We start from the raw sequence: 20,915 nt of genomic DNA, 5'->3' as shown, positions 1-20,915 counted from the left end.
CGGGAGATAACAATATTTATACTAAAAGGTTTTTATTCCACTTCAAGGTCTTTGTTTACCGAAACAGTGGTGTCTTCGTTAAAACGTATTTTAAAATTCAGTTTCCTGAAAACAGAAATCATCGGTTTGTTATCGCGGGTGGTTTCTGCCGCCAGCTTTTTAATTCCGCGCGATTTGGCAATCTCAAGGCAGTAACTGGTTAGTGCAAAACCAAGTTCTTTTTTCTGCCATTTATCGGTGATTAAAACCGCATATTCCATTATTTCCACATCCGGATCGGCAATCAAACGCCCAACACCAATCAGTTCTTTCTGGCCGTCTTCTTTTTCGTGTTCGGCAACAATGGCGATCTCACGGTCGTAATCGATAAAGCAGAACTGCGAAGCTACCTCGTGCGAATCAAAATAGAAATCGTAACGGAAACGATGATAAATTGATTCTTTTGAACAGCTTCCCAACAATTCGAGCCACATCGGTTCGTCTTCAGGACGGATAGGACGTAGCGTAATTGGCGTTCCGTCGCGCAAATTCGCTTCTTTTATCAGACTTTCAGGATATGGACGCATTACCAGGTGCGAATACTCTTTCACCGGCGAAGCCAGCAATTCTTCGTCTACTACAATCCTCGCATCAAGGGCAATAACGTCTTTTGGTGTAACAATTAACGGATTGATATCGAGTTCTTCAATTTCAGGATAATCAGCAGCCAGGTACGACATCCGGATAAGTACCTCAATAAGTTTATCGATATTTTTGGGAGCATCGCCGCGCCAGCCTTCCAGCAACGGGTAAATTTTTAATGATCTTAGCATCTGTTGCGCAAGCCGCTCATTTAACGGTGGAAATTCCAGGCGCTGATCTTTAAACAACTCGGCCGTTGTACCGCCCATTCCAACCAACATCACTGTTCCGAATACCGGATCTTTTTTTGTTCCGATGATCAGTTCGATGCCATCTTTGGTGTCCACCATTTTTTGTACGGTAACTCCCTCGATTTTTGCATCGGGACGTTTTTCAGTTGCCATTTTCATCATATTTCTGAAAGTAGCCCGAACCATATCCTCGTTTTCAATATTCAGTGCAACTCCTCCTACATCAGACTTGTGAATGATCTCGGGAGAATAAATTTTCAAAACCACCGGATATCCTTTCTTTTCTGCAATTTTTACAGCTTCATCTTCAGTAGCGGCCGGTGTAGGGTGGGTGGTGTCGATCCCATAGTCGTTCACCAGCATTTTCGAATCATCTTCATTCAGGATTTTTGCTTTCGGGAATACCTCGCTAAGGTATTTCTCACGCAGCTCGTTTCTGTCGTATTGAAATGAAACCGGTACTTCGCGGGGTGTTTCGTAGAGCATCTCCTGGTTCTCAGAGTAATCAGAAAGTGTCATAAAAGCCCTGATGGCCTGCTCCGGCGCTGTATAATTTGAGATACCATTTTGGTTCAGAATCTGGATACCTTCACGCATAGCCGTTCCTCCCAACCAGGCTGCCATAATCGACTTAGTCGTATTTTTCGATATGTCGGCAATGGCTTGTGCAGTGGCTGTTGGTTCAGTCATCGCCTGAGGTGTGAGAAGTACAAGAACTGCATCTACGTTTTTATCTTCCAAAACGATTTCTGTTGCCCGGGCATAACGCTGTGGCGTCGCATCTCCGAGCACATCAACCGGGTTGCCATGCGACCAGAAGGCAGGTAGAAAATCGTTGAGTTTCTGCAAGGTATCTTCAGATAGAGTAACCAGTTTCCCTCCCATCGAAAGCAATGAGTCGGTTGCCATAACACCAGGACCACCGGCATTGGTAACAATTGCGAGGTTATTTCCTTTTGGAATACGTTTTCGGCCTACCAGGTCGGTAAAATCGAAAATGTTTCCGAACTCCAGCACCCTGGCCAGACCGGCTCTTCTGAAAACCGCATCATAAATAGAATCTTCGGAAGCCATGGCCCCGGTGTGCGATGCGGCCGCAGCGGCCGATTCGGGATAGCGGCCTGATTTGTATACGATAATTGGTTTTTCGCGCGAAAAAGCCCGGGCTGCCGACATAAAGGTGCGGGCATCGGCAATGGATTCAACGTAAAGCACAATCGATTTTGTGTTCGGATCCTGACCAAAATAGTCGATGAGGTCACCAAAACTCACATCCATTGAGTTACCGATGGAAACAAAGTTTGAAAATCCAATATTTGATTCGTAGGCCCAGTCGAGCACCGATGTGCACAAAGCACCCGATTGCGAAATAAAAGCAACGTGGCCTTTTTTGGGCATCCTCGAAGCAAAGCTTACATTCATGTTTAGCCCGGGAACCAGTATTCCCAAACAATTTGGCCCAACAATACGCAGGTCGGGGAATTTCGCTTTTTCTGCTTTTACTTTTTCTTCAAGAGCTTTTCCTTCGTCGCCTGATTCCTTAAAACCGGCCGACATTATAATTACACCATGAATTCCGGCCTCACCACAATCTCTAACCAGTTGGGGAACGGTTTCGGCCGATGTCATAATCACCGCCAGATCGGGTATTTTCGGAAGGCTTTTTACATCCGGATAACAGGGAATTCCAAATACCGCTTCGCGTCGGGGATTTACCGGATAAACAACACCATTAAATCCACCTCCAACGAGGTTTCTTAGGGTAATTCCTCCAACACTGTCCGGGTCATTTGATACGCCAACCAGCGCAATTCGTTTTGGTCGGAATATACTATCGAGTTTTTTTATGGCCATTTAGCAAAGTTTTTTGGTTCAAATGGGAAAATAAAGGTTGCTGATTCTCTGTATTGGTTTATTCACGTTATAAATTTCATTAAAAAATACCAAGTTCTAAAATGTATTAATCGAACAGGTGTTTTTAGTGTGTTGTGTCTAAAGCTCAGGAAGATAGTTGGTTGTGCATTTTTACGTGATCAGAGCCTCAAAAATATGCTGTACAACAATTGACAAAACATAGTGTTTTAGAGCATGCTTGCGCCAAAAGCAGAGGCTTTAATAAAGAAAAAGCGCCTTTTCAGACGCTTTTCCCAACTCATTTATTTTGGTGGTTTTGTTAGCATGATTATTACACTTCCGATTAAACAGGCAACTCCTGCAATAATAAACGGAGCCATCCAAACAATTGGTCCCGATGAAGCTGTTGCCGAATCTTTAAAATGACCTGCCAACTGAGGACCGGCGATTCCTGCAATTCCATAAGCGGTAAACATCCAACCATAGTTTTTCCCTACGGTGTTGTTCCCAAAAAAGTCGGCTGTAATGGCAGGAAACAAGGCAAAGTTTCCGCCAAAGTTAAAGCCGATTATACAAGCGCAGGCAATAAATCCGGCTGTTACTCCATATCGAATAAAAATATGGTAGATCATCAGCATGATCACTCCCTGAAACAGTGTCATAAAAAATATGGCTTTTTTCCTTCCCAGTTTATCAGAAACCATACCCCAAACAATTCTTCCCAAACCATTAAAAATAGCATACCAGGCCATGGCTGTTCCAGTTATCACACCGGCATTTTGTATGCCGTGATATTCCAATGCATCAATTCCGAACAGTTTGATACAGTAAATTACCATTAAACCGGCAAGCGCTGAAAAGATAAACACCAGCCAGATAGCATAAAACTGTTTGGTGCGAAGCATGTGGCCCGAGTCAAATTCAACTCCGCCAGATGTTTTGGCTTTGTGGTTTACCGGTGGTTCCCAGCCTTCGGGTTTGTACCCTGCAGGTGGATTCACCATTACAAGCGAACCTAAAACTACCATTATTGCGAATACAATTCCGTAAATAACAAATACACTTTGAACACCCGGCAATCCGAATGCACTGCTGGTGTTTAGCAAACCGCCAAACCACGAGCCGGCAAGTTTTACCCAGATTGTTGCACCAAATCCAAAACCGGCTACAGCTAAACCGGTTATAAGTCCTTTTTTATCGGGGAACCATTTTACGCCAACGGCAATAGGAACAACGTAAGCAAGTCCGATTCCGGCGCCTCCCATTACGCCAATAAACAATAATTGAGCGATAAACGAGCTTCCAAATAGTCCGCCTAAAATATAGCCGGCACCTAAAACGAGGCCGCCGGTTAAAGCAACAATAGTTGGCCCTGATTTGGCTTGCCATTTTCCGGCAAAGACCATTACAACGGCAAAAGTGGCAAGTCCAAACGAAAATACCCACGCGGTTTGTGTGGCTGAAAATCCATACGTTCCGTTCGGATCGGTTAACAATGCGGTAAATACCGACCAGGCATAAATAGCGCCAAGAGCAAGTTGAATTAAAATGGCTCCAACCACTACCATCCATCGGTTAGTAACTTTTAGTCCTTTCATTTTTAGTTTAATTCTTTGGTTTTTTTTGAGGACTTAACAACAGAAATGAATGCTCCGCAAAAGAACATTTCAAAAGAAGTCCTGTCTGTTTGTTTAGTAAAAAAGGTTGAAAACAAAACAGACACCTCCGCGAGAAGGTGCCTGTTTCTTATTTAGAGTGATCGTTTGACTTCAACTTTTGCTCCATCGATAATTTCTTCAACTACGCCCGGATCAAGTAATGTAGAGGTGTCGCCAAGATTAGTTGCGTCGCCTTCACCGATTTTACGTAAAATGCGTCGCATAATTTTTCCCGATCTGGTTTTTGGTAAGCCGCTAACAATCTGAATCTTATCAGGTTTTGCAATCGGCCCGATAAATTTATTCACAGTTGCTTTTATTTCAGCTTCTATATTTTCCAGTTCTGCATCGGTCATATCTTCACAGATTACATAGGCGTAAATACCTGCGCCTTTGATTTCGTGAGGATAGCCAACTACTGCCGATTCCACCACTTTTGGGTGCTGGTTAATGGCATCTTCTACTTCGGCTGTTCCAATTCGGTGACCGGATACATTTATCACGTCGTCGATTCTACCGATAATACGATAGTAACCTTCTTCGTCGCGTTTAGCGCCGTCGCCGGTGAGGTAATATCCCGGGAAGGACGAGAAGTAAGTCTGGTAGCAACGCTGATGGTCGCCCCAGGTAGTACGCAACATGCCCGGCCATGGATGTTTCATACACAGAATTCCTTCCACGCTGTTGCCTTTTAATTCGTTTCCTTCATGATCGAGTAAAACAGGCTGAATACCCGGAAGCGGAAGTGTTGCCAACGATGGTTTTGTTGGTGTGATTCCGGCCAACGGGGTGATCATTATTCCTCCGGTTTCGGTTTGCCACCAGGTGTCAACAATCGGGCAGCGGCCTTTTCCAACCAGGTCGTGATACCAGCGCCAGGCTTCTTCGTTAATCGGTTCACCAACAGTTCCGAGCACTTTCAGCGAACTCAGATCGTGTTTGGTAACCCATTCATCGCCTTGTGCAACCAACGCACGAATGGCGGTAGGAGCGGTGTAAAACTGATTGACCTTGTATTTATCCACGATATCCCAGAAACGCCCCGCGTCGGGCCATGTAGGAACACCTTCAAACATTATTGAAGTTGCCCCGGTTAACAGCGGCCCGTAAACAATGTACGAGTGACCGGTTACCCAGCCAATATCGGCGGTACACCAGTATACATCTCCATCGCTGTATTGAAATACATTTTTAAAGGTGTATTCTGCATAAACCATATAACCGCCGGTGGTGTGCACAACTCCTTTTGGTTTTCCGGTTGATCCTGATGTGTAAAGAATAAACAGTACATCTTCGGCATCCATGGTTTCCGCAGTGTTTTCACAATCAACACCGGCAACCAGTTCGTGCCACCAAACGTCGCGTTCATCTACCCATTTAATTTCCTCTTCAGTACGTCTTAAAATAATGGCGTGTTCAACTGACGGACAGTTCGCCATTGCATCGTCGGCGATACTTTTTAGCGGAATGGATTTGGTACCACGGAATCCGCCGTCGGATGTAATTACCACGCGGGCTTCGGCATCGTTAATACGATCGGCCAGTGCCGTTGCCGAAAAACCTGCAAAAACAATACTGTGGATAGCGCCAATACGCGCACAAGCCAGCATTGCAATGGCCAGCTCAGGAACCATTGGAAGGTACAAAGCAACACGGTCGCCTTTTTTTATACCCATCTTTTTTAGTCCGTTGGCAAACTGTTTTACCTTGTCGAAAAGTTCGCCGTAGGTAAGCTTTATTTCCGCTTCCTTGGGATCGTTGGGTTCCCAAATCAGTGCTACCTGATCTTTGCGCATAAACATGTTACGCTCGAAAATATTCTCAGTAATATTTAGTTTGCCGTTAACAAACCAGTTAACATCCGGAGCTCCGTCTCCCTCAAATTTATAGTCAAGAACCTGGTCCCACTTTTTTTGCCAGTAATGACTTTCGGCTATCTTCCCCCAGAAATCATCGGGGTCGGCCACACTTTCCTTGTACTTCTGTAAGTACTCGGCTAAACTTGTAATTTTGTTTACCATAGTAGCTATCTTTTGGTTATTAAAAAAGAATCGTGTAAAATCGGGCTCCGTAACGATTTACGGTGCCTTAAAAAATGCCGTTTGCACGGTTTTTCCCTGTTGAAAATCGGTAGTCTTTATTTTCAGATATAATTGTTTCGCGAGAATTGTCGAAGGAAACAAAAATTACACGGTATGGTAATATTGAAAAAATCAAGTTGAACATGCGAAAAACAACTTAATATTACAGCTTCTGAAAATACTATAAAATCTGTTTTAAATAAAAGAATTTAATATATTGTAAAACACTAAATTGTTGATTGTAAAACATATAATCGCTTTTGAAGAAAAGGAGTTTTTTGCCTATTTTTAAACGAATCTGCACTTTTTTGAAGCTTCTCAATTTTTGAAAATAATCTCAACAGACCTGTTCGTTCTGGAATATTACAAAAGGATTAAAATGGCAAATAACAAATTTTGTAGTGCTATTTATTTCAAATTCTAACTATATGACTTTCTACTGAATACGATTTCTCAGTTTAAAATTTTTGAGGATGGTTTACAACATAAATTTAGCTGAGAAAAGTTACCAGTTATAAGCACCAGTAGCCTTAACTTCGCTAAAAAATCGTACCATGAGAATAAACAATTTTACCGAACTTCTGGAAGTGGTAAAAAAACAGCCGCCTAAACGGGTTGTAGCAGTAAACGGAGTCGATGTGAGTACACTCGAAGCCATGCACGATGCGGTGGCGTTGGGATTTGTAACTCCAATAATTACCGGAGACAAAAATATTATTGAGGAATCATGTAAAAAGCTGGGTATCGATGTAAACGACTACCAGGTTTATCATACCAATTCATTAAATGAAGCCACCGAAAAAGCGGTAGAACTGATACACGAAGACAAAGCCGATGTGTTGATGAAAGGAATGGTATCGACCGATAAATTTATGAGGGCCTTGCTAAAAAAGGAATTTAACCTTGTTCCGTCGAAAGGTACACTGAGTCATATTTCGGCAATGGACAATCCCAATTACCATAAAATGTTGCTGTTTAGCGATGCAGCGGTACTTCCTTATCCCGATCTCAAGCAAAAGATTTTAATGACGAACTACCTTTTGTGTGCAGCAAAATCCTTGGGAATTGAAGACCCCAAACTGGCGGTTATTGCACCTACCGAGCAAATAATTATTTCAATTCCATCGTGTATGGACGGGGCAACCATTGCAAAAATGGCTGAACACGGACAAATTGAAGGCGGCCTTGTTGACGGACCAATGGCTCTGGATGTTGCTATAAATGCTGAATCCGCTGAAATAAAAGGTTTTACTTCACCGGTAGCGGGCGATGCTGACTGTCTGTTGTTCCCAAATATTGACGCAGCCAATGTATTTTATAAAACCAATTCGAAACTCGCTAAAGCCGAAATGTCGGGGATTATTGCCGGAGCCAAAGTGCCCGTTGTTGTATCATCTCGCGGCGATAGCCGTAAAACTAAACTGAATTCAGTAGCACTGGCCTCAATTGTTAGTTACCAGGCCAGCATAACGTAATCGATTCTATGCATCAGATACTTGCCATAAATCCGGGTTCAACCTCTACAAAATTTGCCGTTTATAACGATACGGAATGTGTATTTACTAAAACCATCCGTCATCCGCTGGAACAATTGTTACGTTACAAAAATATTATCGATCAGTTTGCTTTTCGGAAGGGACTTATCATCGAAGCTTTAGTAGAAGAGGGAATTGAAGTTGACGCTATAAAATACATTATCGGAAGGGGAGGACTAACCTATCCATTGGAATCGGGTGTGTACAAAGTAAATAATCTTATGCTGGAACACCTGCGCGAAGGAATTATGGGGCACCATGCAAGTAACCTGGGGGGGCTGCTTGCTGATTATATTGCACTTCAAATTCCAAATGCTCAGGCTTTTATTGCCGATCCCGTAGTTACCGATGAGTTGGATGAGGTGGCACGTTTTGCCGGACACCCACGTTTTAAACGGCAATCCATTTTTCATGCATTAAACCAAAAAGCCACTGCGCGATTGCATGCCCAGAAAGTGGGGAAGAAGTACGAGGACCTTCGACTTATTGTTGCTCATCTTGGTGGCGGAATATCGGTTGGAGTGCATAAAAACGGACGTGTTATCGATGTAAACAATGCACTCGATGGCGAGGGTGCTTTTAGTCCTGAACGCTCGGGAACGCTGCCGGTCGGGCAAGTAATTGATTTGTGTTTTAGTGGCGAATTTTCGCAGGAACAGCTTCGCAGAATGGTGGTTGGCGAAGGCGGATTTGTAGCCTATATGGGGACCAACGATGCGCAGGAAGTAGAAAAACTTTCTGAAAAAGGGGATGAGAAAGCAATAGCCGTTCAGGAAGCTTTATTTTACCAGGTTGCTAAAATGATTGGAGAAATGGCTGTAGTACTCGATGGTAAAGTAGATGGAATTTTGCTAACCGGTGGTTTGGCTTATAGTAAACAGCTAGAAGCCTATATTCAAAAGAAAACCGGATTTATTTCCGAGCTTTTTGTTTATCCGGGAGAAGACGAACTGCAGGCCCTCGCTTCGAATGCACTTCGTGTTGCCAAGGGCGAAATAGAAGCCAGGGAGTATAATCCGTTTTCGAAATAGCCAATATCCCAATTAGCTTGCTATTTTAAGAAATTTAAACATCTATCTATCCCCGGTTTTTCCTTCAATTTATTACATTGCAAACTCAAAATTTAATTGGTATAAAATCAGCATGGGGAGTTTTAAAATACTCCGCATGCTTATGCTCAATTTAATTGAAGAATACGAAAACTAACAATTGAAATAAAATGAAAGACTTGTACACCCTTATAATGGCGGGAGGTTCCGGAACACGTTTCTGGCCACGAAGCAAAACCAAAAAGCCAAAACAATACCTGAATATTTTTGGTGAAGATTCGTTATTACAGGAAACCATTCAGCGTTTTGCAACTTTTACCAGGGAGGAGAATATTTATATCGTTTCGAGTGCGACACAAGCCGAAGTACTGGAGAAACAAACGCCAATGTTGCCCAAAGAAAACCTGATTTACGAACCGATAGGAAGAAATACACTTCCGTGTATTGGATTGGCAGCCATGTATGCCGAGCGAGAAAATCCCGACGGGGTTATGGTGGTTTCTCCTTCCGATCATCTGATAAACAATACCGAATTATTTAAAGATACGGTTCTGGCAGCTGCTAAAATTGCCGAAGAACGTGATGGGATTGTTACGCTTGGAATTACTCCAACTTTTCCGGCTACAGGATATGGTTATGTAAAAACTGCGGAAGACATTACCGGCGCTGAAAAGATAAAACAATTTAAGGTTGAACGTTTTGTTGAGAAACCGGATGAAACCACAGCAACCGGTTACCTGAAGCAAGGAGGATTCTACTGGAACAGTGGTTTGTTTGTTTTTAAAGTTTCCGTGTTTCTGAAAGCGGTTGAGGAATTTGCCCCGGCTTTGTATGCCGATTTAAGGAATATTCAGGCTGATCTTGGCAATCCTTCATATCCGGAAACATTAGACACCATTTACCGTGCAGTGGAGAGTATTTCTGTTGATTATGGAATTATGGAGCATGCTCAAAACATCTACCTGGTTGAGGGGAACTTCGACTGGAACGATTTGGGTAGTTGGGAGTCTGTTTATCAAACCGATAAAAAAGATGAGAATGGCAACGCCGGTGCGGGAGAAGCCATGTTTCTTGATACTAAAAACTCATACGTTTATGCCGAAGACGGGAACGTTGTTGCAGTGGTAGGCATGGAAGATGTGATTGTGGTAAAAGACGGCAACACCACCTTGGTTTGCAAACGCGAGAATGCCGAGGATATTAAAAAAATAGTTGAGCAACTTAAAGCTCAAAACAAAGATCAATATTTATAGGATGAAGTAAAAAACCATTTTCGGCAGTGCTATTTTCTTGCGCTGCCATCAAACTCATACCTAAATTAAAAACCAATAAAACTTATCTTAACATGAATGACCTGAAACAGGTAGTTGTGGATAAAAAGGTTATTGTGCCTTTTATTTTAATTACCAGTCTATTTGCCCTGTGGGGATTTGCGAACGACATTACAAATCCGATGGTGGCTGCGTTTAAAACTGTAATGGAAATTTCGAATGCAAAAGCCGCTATGGTACAGTTTGCATTTTACGGCGGTTACGCCACCATGGCCATTCCGGCAGCATTAATTATAAAACGTTATTCTTACAAACTTGGAATCATAATAGGATTGGCATTATATGCCATTGGTGCGCTGTTGTTTTTTCCGGCAGCACAATTCGAAATTTTTGGTTTCTTCCTGGTTTCGTTGTACATCCTAACTTTTGGTTTGGCGTTTCTTGAAACTACAGCCAATCCGTACATCCTTTCGATGGGCGATCCGGCAACGGCAACCCGACGCTTAAATCTGGCGCAGTCGTTTAATCCTATGGGCTCTATCCTGGGAATGTTTGTCGCGTCAAAACTCATTTTATCGTCGTTGGAATCGGATAAACGCGATGCTGCTGGCAACCTGATTTTCGATTCATTAAGTGCAGCCGAAAAAGCAGTTATCCGGACGAATGACCTGGCAATAATCCGGAATCCGTACGTAATCCTTGGTTTGGTGGTTATTGTTATGCTTGTTGTAATTGCTGTTGCAAAAATGCCAAAACGCGAAAGTTCCGATCATGAGGTTCATCCGTGGCACTCGGCAAAACGATTGATCCGCAATAAAATTTATCGCGAAGGAGTAATTGCCCAGGTGTTTTACGTAGGCGCACAAATTATGTGCTGGACATTTATTATTCAGTATGCCGACAACCTGGGAATACCAAAAGCAGAAGCACAAAACTATAACATTATTGCGATGGGCATTTTTATTGCCAGCAGGTTTATCAGTACTTTTTTAATGAAATACCTGAATGCACGTTTGATGTTGCTGTTATTTGCAGTAGGAGGTATGTGCACAACAGCGGGTGTAATTCTTATTGAAGGCATGGCAGGGCTGTATTTGTTGGTAGCTACTTCTGCTTTTATGTCGCTGATGTTTCCAACCATATACGGAATTGCGCTTGAAGATGTTGGCGACGATGCCACACTTGGTGCGGCAGGTTTGGTAATGGCAATTGTTGGCGGAGCTTTAATGCCACCTCTTCAGGGATATATTATCGATCAGGGAACAGTGGGTGCTTTTGCGGCTGTAAATTTCTCATTTATCCTACCGTTTGTTTGTTTTGTGGTGATTGCCATTTACGGAAGAAGAACGTATAAAGCTCTAAAAAAGGCTTAAAATGGAATATAAAAGGTATTGTAAAACGCTTCAGTTGCAAGATGATCAGGAGTTGATTGAATCCTATAAAAAGGTTCATGCGCCCGGTGGAGTGTGGCCCGAAATTACACAGGGAATGCGCGAGGTTGGAATTCTGGATATGGAAATCTACCTTCTCGGCACACAACTTTTTATGATTATGGATACGGTTGCTGATTTCGACCATGATTCGGCCATGAAAAACCTGGCTGAAAAACCGCGTCAGGACGAGTGGGAGGCTTATGTGTCTGGTTTCCAGGAAACCTCTGCAGAGGCTACTGCTGAAGAGAAATGGCAATTGATGGAACGCATCTATAAAATGGAGAATTAGAGAAAACAATTGTAGATTAAATCTGTTTTTGTACTTTCATGTAAACAACCAAAGTATGAATGCTTACCTTTTTTTAAGCGGCCTTTGTGTCATCATTATATTCTCCTTTTTCACTAACATGTTCTCGCGCAAGACCAATGTGCCGAGTGTTCTGATTTTAATTTTGCTTGGTGTCGGTCTTCAGGAGTTGATGACTTATTTTAATATGGAGCCCGATTATTTCCCTGTTCTGGAAATACTCGGAATTGTTGGTTTAATAATGATTGTGCTGGAAGCTGCTCTCGACCTTGAGTTAAGAAAAGAAAAATGGCCAATCATCTGGAAATCGTTCACAATTGCCTCCTTATCACTTGGGTTAACAGCTATTTCACTGGCATTTATTATTCGTTTTTTTATACCTGAAATTTATTTTCTACCGGCTTTGGTGTATGCACTTCCGTTATCGATTATGAGTAGCGCGATTATAATACCAAGTGTTGCGAACCTCACCAAATACAAGAAGGAGTTTCTAATTTACGAAAGTACTTTCTCCGATATTCTTGGTATTATGGTGTTTTATATGATCATCGAGAACCTTCATGTAGAAGGCATGCGTCAACTTAGTTTTGCCATTGGAGGAAATATAATTCTCACCTTGGTTATATCGCTTGTTATGTGTTATGGACTGCTGTTCGTTATTCAAAATATCAGGGGCGATGCAAAGTTCTTTTTGTTCCTGGCCGTGCTGGTATTGTTGTACGCGGTTGGAAAAATGTTTCACCTGTCGTCGCTTATCATCATTTTAATGTTTGGTTTATTGCTGCGGAATTATAAGGTTTTACTTTTTGGCAGGCTTCGCCGGTGGTTGAACGATTCCCGAATCGATGGTGTTTTCGATCAGTTTAAAATGATTACGAAAGAAACGGCATTTTTGGTGCGTACCTTCTTTTTTGTTGTTTTTGGAATGACCTTGCCACTGAGCACCTTGTTTAGCTGGAAAGTATGGCTGATAAGTGTAATTTTTCTGGCCGTAACATATGTACTGAGGTATGGATTATTTTATGTAGTTGAACGAAAAGATACACTGCCACAAACCTTTATTGCGCCAAAAGGATTAATTACTGTCCTGTTGTTTTTCGCAATTCCCGAATCGTTAAGAGCTGAAAAATTTGAGAGTGCCGTATTGTTTGTGGTCATTATTTCCACCAGTTTGATAATGGCCTGGGCCTTGATTGCAAATGGAAATAAAGGAGAGGAAGAGAGTAAACCTGAAGAAAGAGAAGAAAGCAGTTCGGGGAATGGGCCGGAGTTGATTGAAATACCGCTTGATTAAAATAAAAAAGGTTGCCATTTTGTAATGACAACCTTTTTCGTTTCTTAGCCCAGATATGATTTTAATAATTTGCTACGCGATGTATGTCGTAATCGTCTGATAGCTTTTTCTTTAATCTGTCTTACCCTTTCGCGGGTTAATCCGAATCGTTCACCGATTTCTTCTAATGTCATTTCCTGGCACCCTATGCCAAAAAATAGTTTCACAATGTCACTTTCTCGCTCAGTCAAGGTCGCTAAAGCACGAAAGATTTCTCTGGCAAGTGATTCGTTGATCAAACTTCTGTCGGCATTTGGCGAATCGTTGTTCACCAGTACATCAAGAAGACTGTTGTCTTCTCCGTCAACAAAAGGAGCATCAACCGAAACATGACGGCCAGAAACTCTTAAAGTATCTGCAACTTTATCGGCAGGTAACTCTAACGAGTCTGCTAATTCTTCAGGTGAGGGCTTGCGTTCGTGTTCTTGCTCAAATTTTGAATATGCTTTGTTGATCTTGTTCAACGAACCTACCTGGTTCAATGGCAAACGAACGATACGCGATTGCTCAGCAAGCGCTTGAAGAATTGATTGGCGAATCCACCAAACTGCATAGGAAATGAATTTAAAACCGCGGGTTTCATCGAACTTTTCAGCTGCTTTAATCAAACCAAGGTTACCTTCGTTAATTAAATCGGGTAAGCTAAGTCCCTGATTTTGGTACTGCTTAGCCACCGATACTACAAATCGAAGGTTTGCTCTAGTTAATTTTTCTAAAGCCGCCTGATCGCCTTTTTTAATCCGCTGCGCTAATTCCACTTCTTCCTCTACAGTAATTAGCTCTTCTTTACCAATTTCCTGCAAATACTTATCTAAAGAGGCACTTTCACGGTTAGTGATCGACTTTGTGATCTTTAGTTGTCTCATATATAATCCTTAAAAATCGTGCAAATATAGAACATTAATAACTAATGGTCAAGGAGAAAGCACATGGTATATTGTTATTAATACAAAGTTAAAGCTTTTTTATTTTATTTTTTAGCTTCCAACGCCAAAAACATAATATGCTGATTCTCCGTTTGGATAAACGCCTTCAACCAATATTCCTCCTCTCGCATTTCCAACTTCTCGTTTAAAATCTGCAACCTCGTATATAGGCTTTTTGTTTACCGAAGTAATAATAAAACCTTTTTCGAGACCGGCATCTTTTAGTTTTCCTTTCTGTAAACTGGTAATCATTATACCATTTCCGATTCCCAACTTATCTTTAACACTGTTACTCACTGTCTCAAACTCGGCACCAAGTACGGTTGTGTTGTCGCGTACTATTTCGGTGTCGCCGTGTTTGTTACGTAAGGTAACGGTAAATTGTTTCTTTTCATTGTCTCTAATTACAACAATATCTACATCGTCGCCCGGACGATACTGACTAACTTTTTCCTGAAGTTCGGCTGCTGTTTTTACTTTTTCACCATCAACACTGATGATAACATCCTCTTCTTTTAATCCTGCTTCGCCAGCTGCACCATTGGCAACTACTCCACCTATATAAACACCTTCTACCTTGTCAAGGTTCAGCTCTTCTGCAATTTCTGCATTCACATCGCCGATGTTTACGCCGAGTAGTGCACGTTGTACTTCCCCGAATTCTTTTAAATCCTCAACAACCTTTTTTACGATTGAAACCGGTACTGCGAACGAATAGCCAGTGTATGATCCGGTTTGAGAAGCGATGGCAGTGTTAATACCAACCAGGTTTCCCTGTTGATTTACAAGTGCACCACCACTGTTTCCCGGGTTTACGGCAGCATCAGTCTGAATAAACGACTCGATACGGTACTGGTCCTGGTTAATACCCAGGTTTCGGCCCTGCGCACTAATAATTCCTGCTGTAACTGTTGAAGTAAGGTTAAACGGATTACCTACCGCTAACACCCATTCACCCAAACGAAGATTATCAGAATTACCGTAAGTCAGAAATGGTAGATTTTCTGCATCGACTTTTAATAGGGCGATATCGGTTGATGGATCGGTACCCACCAAACGGGCTTCATATTCGCGTTTGTCGTTTAAAATTACCTTTATGTTTTGAGCGTCTTCAATAACGTGGTTATTTGTTATAATATATCCGTCTTCCGAGATAATTACACCCGAACCAAAACCCTGGCGAACCTGGGGTTGACTTCTGCGTAATCCGAAAAACTCATCGATATACGGGTTGCCGCTCGACCACTGGCCTGTACGAACCGATTGAGTGGCAATATGTACTACCGAGTGAATCGATTTTTCGGCAGCAAATGTTAGATCGGGTAACTTTTGATCGCTGTCGGCCGGCAAATTTACAAAGCGTGCAGCTTGTTCTTCTTTAACTGTTACAACTTGCGGCTTATCAAAAAAAGTGCTGTAAGCCCAAACTCCTACGAAGGCACCTGCTATTACAAGCAAAAATGTCAGCGAAATTCTTCCTGCTTTTTTCATAACTAAAAATTTTAAAATACGTTCTTGTTTTCTTTTTCGGTGAATAAAGAACGCAAATTTGTTGCCACTGTTTTACTTATTTGCCAGTCGTTACCGCTATTTTGCATAATTTAACACCACCAATGTCGGTTTGTTAAAAAGTTAAAACAATTTCTTCAGCAACTGAAACAATGTCAGTTTTTAATGTCAGAACATGCAAAATATAGGACAATTTAACTTCTTAATAATTACACACAATTACTATTATTTCTCCGGAACCTTAAACCATTTCGAATCAAGTTCTACTTCCTTGTAATTTATAATATATTCCATGGCTTCTTCAGGTGTTTCCGCCACATAATATAATTGTCGGTAAATATCTTTAGCAAATAGTTCGACGTATGAAAGTTCAAATTGTTTAAGGAGGTGATCAAAAAAATTATTTGTGTTCACAAAAACAATCGGTTTGTGGTGGTAGGAGAGTTGACGGAGTGTAATAACTTCAAGTATTTCTTCGAGCGTTCCGAAACCTCCCGGAAGTGCGATAAAAGCATCAGAAATATCCCGCATGTGTGCTTTGCGTTCCATCATATCTTTTGTAACAACTACTTTGTGCGAGTTGTCGGATGCCAACGAACGGCCAATCATTTTCTCCGGAATTACTCCTGTTGTAGAGGCTCCGGCTTTACTTGCGGCAATGGTAGCAGCTTCCATCAGTCCAACATTGGCCCCGCCGTTAATTAAATGATGACCTCCTTTTCCGATTAATTCGCCAAGTTTTTGTGTGGCCTCGAAATAGACCTTGTTAATGGCATTACTTGATGAGCAAAAAACACAAATATTCATTATTTCGGGAATAAGCTAAACTAAGTTATTGGTGCGAAAAAATCCGGGAAAGTTCCCGGATTTTTTATGTATAATTTTTGAAATGATAGCTTCAAAAAAGTAATAGAGATGAGCTATGCGCTCAATAAGTTCTGACCTCGGATTACGCGTCGATATTCGCGTAAGTTGCGTGGTCTTCGATAAACTTACGGCGAGGTGGTACATCGTCGCCCATAAGCATAGAGAAAATATGATCGGCTTCTGCAGCGTTTTCAATGGTTACTTGCTGCAAAGTACGCTGCTCAGGATTCATTGTTGTTTCCCACAGCTGCTCGGCATTCATCTCTCCCAAACCTTTGTATCGCTGTGTGTGCACACCGCTTTCATTTCCGTCGGCCCATTCTTCAATTAACTGAAGACGCTGTTTCTCCGTCCATGCATAAGCTTCTCTTTTACCCTTTTTAACCAGGTAAAGTGGTGGTGCGGCAATATAAAGGTGACCATTTTTAATCAGGTCGTTCATATAACGGAAAAAGAAAGTCATAATCAGCGTTGCAATGTGGCTACCGTCCACGTCGGCATCGGTCATGATCACAATTTTGTGATACCTTAATTTTTCCATGTTTAACGCTTTCGAATCTTCTTCAGTACCAATGGTAACTCCTAAAGCGGTAAAAATATTTTTGATCTCTTCGTTTTCAAAGATCTTGTGTTGCATGGCTTTTTCCACGTTCAGGATTTTACCACGCAATGGCAGGATAGCCTGTGTTCTTCGGTCGCGACCTTGTTTGGCCGTACCACCTGCCGAGTCTCCCTCGACAAGGAATACCTCGCACTGTGCAGGATCTTTTTCAGAACAGTCGCTCAGTTTACCCGGTAATCCACCGCCTGAAAGTGCATTTTTACGCTGCACCATTTCGCGGGCTTTACGCGCTGCATGACGCGCCTGTGCTGCCAGAATTACTTTACTTACAATTTGTTTGGCTGCCTTTGGATTTTCTTCCAGGTAATTTTGCAACGCTTCGCTGGTAGCCTGGTCAACCGACAAACTAACTTCGGAGTTACCCAATTTTGTTTTGGTTTGTCCTTCAAACTGTGGTTCGGCAACTTTAACAGAAATAATCGCGGTCAATCCTTCGCGGAAATCGTCCCCACTGATGTCAAATTTCAGTTTTTGAAGCATTCCGCTTTGGTCGGCATAGTTTTTAAGGGTACGTGTTAAACCACGTCTAAAACCCGTTAAATGCGTTCCACCTTCGATCGTGTTGATGTTGTTCACATACGAGTGAATATTTTCTGAGAACGATGTGTTGTATTGCAAGGCAATTTCTACCGGAATATCATTTTTCTCAGTAGTAATGTGCACCACTTCTTCGATTAGTTTTTCACGTGTACCATCAAGGAACTCAACAAATTCTTTCAAACCTTCTTCCGAAAAGTAATCTTCTGATTTGAATGAACCATCCTCTTCAACAACACGCTCATCAATGATTCTTAATTTGATTCCTGCATTCAGGAATGCAAGCTCGCGCAAACGTGCTGCCAGAATCTCATACTTGTATTCGGTTGTAAGAAAAATGCTTGAATCCGGTTGAAACGTTACAAATGTTCCGGTTTTGTCGGTTTCTCCAACAACCTGAACATCGCCTTGTGGTTTACCGATAGAATATTCCTGTACATGAACTTTTCCATCGCGGTGTACTTCGGCTTTTAAATAGGTTGAAAGTGCGTTAACACAAGATACACCAACACCGTGTAAACCTCCCGAAACTTTATACGAATCTTTATCGAATTTACCACCGGCGTGCAGCACGGTCATTACAACCTCCAACGCCGATTTATTTTCTTTTGAGTGTTTTTCGGTGGGAATACCACGTCCATCATCTTTTACAGTGATGGAATTATTTTCATGAATTATAACTTCAATGTTGTTACAGTATCCGGCCAACGCCTCGTCGATAGAGTTATCAACCACCTCGTAAACCAGGTGATGCAAACCTTTTTCGTTCACGTCGCCAATGTACATGGCAGGGCGTTTCCTTACTGCTTCCAATCCTTCGAGCACCTGAATACTATCAGCACCATAGTTTCCGTTGCCGTTGTTTTGGAGTTCATTTTTTTCAATTTCGCTCATCTCTGTTTGTTAAAATTAAATCCTCTAAAATAAAATAGTTTCCCCCGCAAAAAATTGTTCAAAACTTTTCGAAGAAAACTAGTTGATTTTCAAGTTCTTATCTTGCTTTAAAAATGATCTGATAATCACGTCACAAATATATAAAAAATAGGCAGAAATCAGTTGTTTTTAGAGTGTTAAAAGACCTTATTTTTCAACAAGATATTAACCTCAGAATGAGAGATTAGCCAATTAAAATTTTGAGTCCGTAAATTTCACAAATTTCACAAATCCGAACTCGCAAAAAAGAAAGAAAAATTGGGAGAATATTTAGTGAATTGGGGGTGATTCGTTGGTACTAAAAAGGGAAGCATTTGCCTCCCTTTTACCAAATTGATTGATTATTGCCGGTTAGAACGAATAACTTATACCGGCCAGCATATTAAAGCTTTGTACCGGGTATCCGAACCAGCGTTGATATTTTTGAAATCCAAAGTTGTTGAGTTGTGCAAATACCGAAAACTTATTGGTGATCTGGTAGTTGCCTTTTACGTTAAGATCGAAAGCAGTTTCAAGATTGCTGGATCTATAAATTGCGGCTGCACTTGAATATAAGTTTGCAGATTCAATGATCAGGGCTTTTCTTTCGCCCATTAAAAAGATATCGGCCGATAAACTAAGCTGCTCGTTTACTTTGTAGCCAATATTTAAATTGGCATCCCAGGTTGGGAGGTTCCAGGCTTCTTCCTGCTCGTCGAGTTTATAACTGTAGTAATTTACCGATGCCGTTAAATCAACCTTGTCGGATGAGGCATGAAAGATCTCTGCATTCAGTTTTAAGCGGTCGATATTATCGTATAAAACCTTAAATGTGTTGTCGACGATAGACGGTGCCGGATTGTATCCTGCTTCCAAATACAAAGCTTCACTCAGGTAATAAAACGGCTGATTGTCGATCATGGCATATTCTGCTGAAATTTTAAAGTTGGTCTTTGGCGATAATTTACCATCGAAACCACCATAAAAACGAAGCTTTTGAAACGAATTCATTACATCGTGCTGCGGATCGATAAATGGATTTTCGTATGCTATTTTAGAATAATGGTTGCTGATGTAATCACCGTCAATTCCGGCATAAAGACTGATCAGTTCAGGAACCGGTGTCCAGTTGGCGCGGATATTTGGCGATATTTTCGCTTCAGTGTCTTCATCCGAAACCATGGCAAACCAGGTATTCACACCCAGTTTAAGATTTGCAGTTTCGTCGCCTATAAACCAGGCCGGTTTGGCATAAATAATTATTTGCGAACGGTTTCCTGTTGTTGAGTCGGCCTGCAAATAAATATCGCTGGCCTGGGTATATAAGATGCCGCCTTCGAGCAATCCAACTCCCATGGTCATCGGTTGTTGTACGTCCAGTTCGAAATTGGCATAATGCTCGCGTTGTTCTGTTTTTGTCCCAAAATAATGGTAGGTAAAATCAAAACTGATGGTTTGATCATCGTATTCAGCTGTCGGATTGTTTAGTCCGATGTTAATGCCGCCTTTCGCAAACGACTGTTTGGTGTCGAAATAGTTTATGGTCTGATCGTCTTCCAGAAGTGGGTCGGGAACAGCCGATAAAGGATAACCGTAATAGTTAAATGCATCGTGTTTAAAATCGAGATTCACCGAAAGTACATTATCCCGAAAAAGGCTCTTGATAAACAGGTCGACCTCGTTTTTCATAAACGGCGCATCCACTTTATTTCCGCCTTCCAGTTCAATATCGTCAAACGACGACAGGTGCATCGCGTGTATTCCAAACAGTGAGTTTTTCGAATTCTGATTATTGAAGAACACCTCGCCGTAAGGTCGGAAAGTTGTACCCAATCCGGCACGCACCAATCCGTAGCCGTTATCTTCATTCCGTGTTGTCTCAACAATTGCGGCTTTTAACGGATTCACCGAAAATGTACTAAAAACAGGCTGACTGTTGATGCTGTAATTAAATGTCGGTTGCTGGTGCTCCGTTTCTTCAATAGTTGGCATGCTGTTTAGTTTGTTGGCGTCAGAAAGTGTTGGTTTGTAAGCTTTGGTAACCTCAACTTCCTGCGTAAGCGTTGTGTCTTTTTGCGCCTGAGCTAAAACCGCAGTGCCCAATAATAAGAGTGCTAAAATATATCGTGTTGTTTTGAACATGTTGTGC

Annotated in this window: 14 protein-coding genes; 6 read left to right on the top strand and 8 right to left on the bottom strand. The window is 41.8% G+C overall.

The annotated features are described in order from the left end of the window. Positions 1-32: 32 nt before the first annotated feature. From SLH46_RS12755 to acs, 3 genes are all read right to left on the bottom strand, one after another. The gene (locus SLH46_RS12755; RefSeq protein WP_320281582.1) at positions 33-2,726 is read right to left on the bottom strand and encodes a bifunctional acetate--CoA ligase family protein/GNAT family N-acetyltransferase; all 2,694 of its coding nucleotides are present in this window, start codon (positions 2,724-2,726) and stop codon (positions 33-35) included. Positions 2,727-3,028: 302 nt separating this feature from the next. Next, the gene (locus SLH46_RS12750; protein WP_320281581.1) at positions 3,029-4,324 is read right to left on the bottom strand and encodes an L-lactate MFS transporter; all 1,296 of its coding nucleotides are present in this window, start codon (positions 4,322-4,324) and stop codon (positions 3,029-3,031) included. 152 nt (positions 4,325-4,476) lie between these two features. Continuing rightward, complete coding sequence (gene acs, locus SLH46_RS12745; RefSeq protein WP_320281580.1) at positions 4,477-6,405, bottom strand: acetate--CoA ligase; 1,929 nt, start codon at positions 6,403-6,405, stop codon at positions 4,477-4,479. 614 nt (positions 6,406-7,019) lie between these two features. Between acs and SLH46_RS12740 the strand changes: the two genes are divergently transcribed. From SLH46_RS12740 to SLH46_RS12715, 6 genes are all read left to right on the top strand, one after another. Beyond that, positions 7,020-7,940, top strand: coding sequence for a phosphate acyltransferase (locus SLH46_RS12740; RefSeq protein ID WP_320281579.1), 921 nt, complete (start codon positions 7,020-7,022; stop codon positions 7,938-7,940). A gap of 8 nt (positions 7,941-7,948) precedes the next feature. Then, entirely contained in the window at positions 7,949-9,031 is a 1,083-nt protein-coding gene (gene buk, locus SLH46_RS12735) for a butyrate kinase (RefSeq protein ID WP_320281578.1), read from the top strand. A gap of 188 nt (positions 9,032-9,219) precedes the next feature. Beyond that, positions 9,220-10,302, top strand: coding sequence for a mannose-1-phosphate guanylyltransferase (locus SLH46_RS12730; protein WP_320281577.1), 1,083 nt, complete (start codon positions 9,220-9,222; stop codon positions 10,300-10,302). A gap of 92 nt (positions 10,303-10,394) precedes the next feature. Then, on the top strand, positions 10,395-11,693 hold the full coding sequence (gene fucP / locus SLH46_RS12725; RefSeq protein WP_320281576.1) for an L-fucose:H+ symporter permease: 1,299 nt from the start codon (positions 10,395-10,397) through the stop codon (positions 11,691-11,693). Position 11,694: 1 nt separating this feature from the next. Then, on the top strand, positions 11,695-12,042 hold the full coding sequence (locus tag SLH46_RS12720; protein WP_320281575.1) for an L-rhamnose mutarotase: 348 nt from the start codon (positions 11,695-11,697) through the stop codon (positions 12,040-12,042). 55 nt (positions 12,043-12,097) lie between these two features. Further along, positions 12,098-13,354, top strand: a complete 1,257-nt coding sequence (locus SLH46_RS12715) for a cation:proton antiporter domain-containing protein (protein WP_320281574.1) — start codon at positions 12,098-12,100, stop codon at positions 13,352-13,354. 44 nt (positions 13,355-13,398) lie between these two features. Here the strand turns inward: SLH46_RS12715 and SLH46_RS12710 are convergent, their stop codons facing one another. From SLH46_RS12710 to SLH46_RS12690, 5 genes are all read right to left on the bottom strand, one after another. After that, positions 13,399-14,259 carry a sigma-70 family RNA polymerase sigma factor gene (locus SLH46_RS12710; RefSeq protein WP_320281573.1) on the bottom strand — a complete coding sequence of 287 codons (861 nt, stop codon included), beginning with the start codon at positions 14,257-14,259 and terminating at the stop codon, positions 13,399-13,401. A 111-nt stretch (positions 14,260-14,370) separates the two neighbouring features. Continuing rightward, the gene (locus tag SLH46_RS12705; protein ID WP_320281572.1) at positions 14,371-15,810 is read right to left on the bottom strand and encodes a Do family serine endopeptidase; all 1,440 of its coding nucleotides are present in this window, start codon (positions 15,808-15,810) and stop codon (positions 14,371-14,373) included. A 243-nt stretch (positions 15,811-16,053) separates the two neighbouring features. Then, the gene (locus SLH46_RS12700; protein ID WP_320281571.1) at positions 16,054-16,635 is read right to left on the bottom strand and encodes a TIGR00730 family Rossman fold protein; all 582 of its coding nucleotides are present in this window, start codon (positions 16,633-16,635) and stop codon (positions 16,054-16,056) included. 142 nt (positions 16,636-16,777) lie between these two features. After that, entirely contained in the window at positions 16,778-18,748 is a 1,971-nt protein-coding gene (gene gyrB, locus SLH46_RS12695; RefSeq protein WP_320281570.1) for a DNA topoisomerase (ATP-hydrolyzing) subunit B, read from the bottom strand. Between the two features lie 390 nt (positions 18,749-19,138). Then, positions 19,139-20,908, bottom strand: coding sequence for a hypothetical protein (locus SLH46_RS12690; RefSeq protein ID WP_320281569.1), 1,770 nt, complete (start codon positions 20,906-20,908; stop codon positions 19,139-19,141). Positions 20,909-20,915 lie beyond the last annotated feature (7 nt).

Source organism: Draconibacterium sp. IB214405 (genome assembly GCF_033963885.1).
Lineage (GTDB): Bacteria > Bacteroidota > Bacteroidia > Bacteroidales > Prolixibacteraceae > Draconibacterium.
The sequence above is the reverse complement of the archived record's forward strand: the minus strand, read 5'-3'. Positions and strand labels throughout refer to the sequence as shown.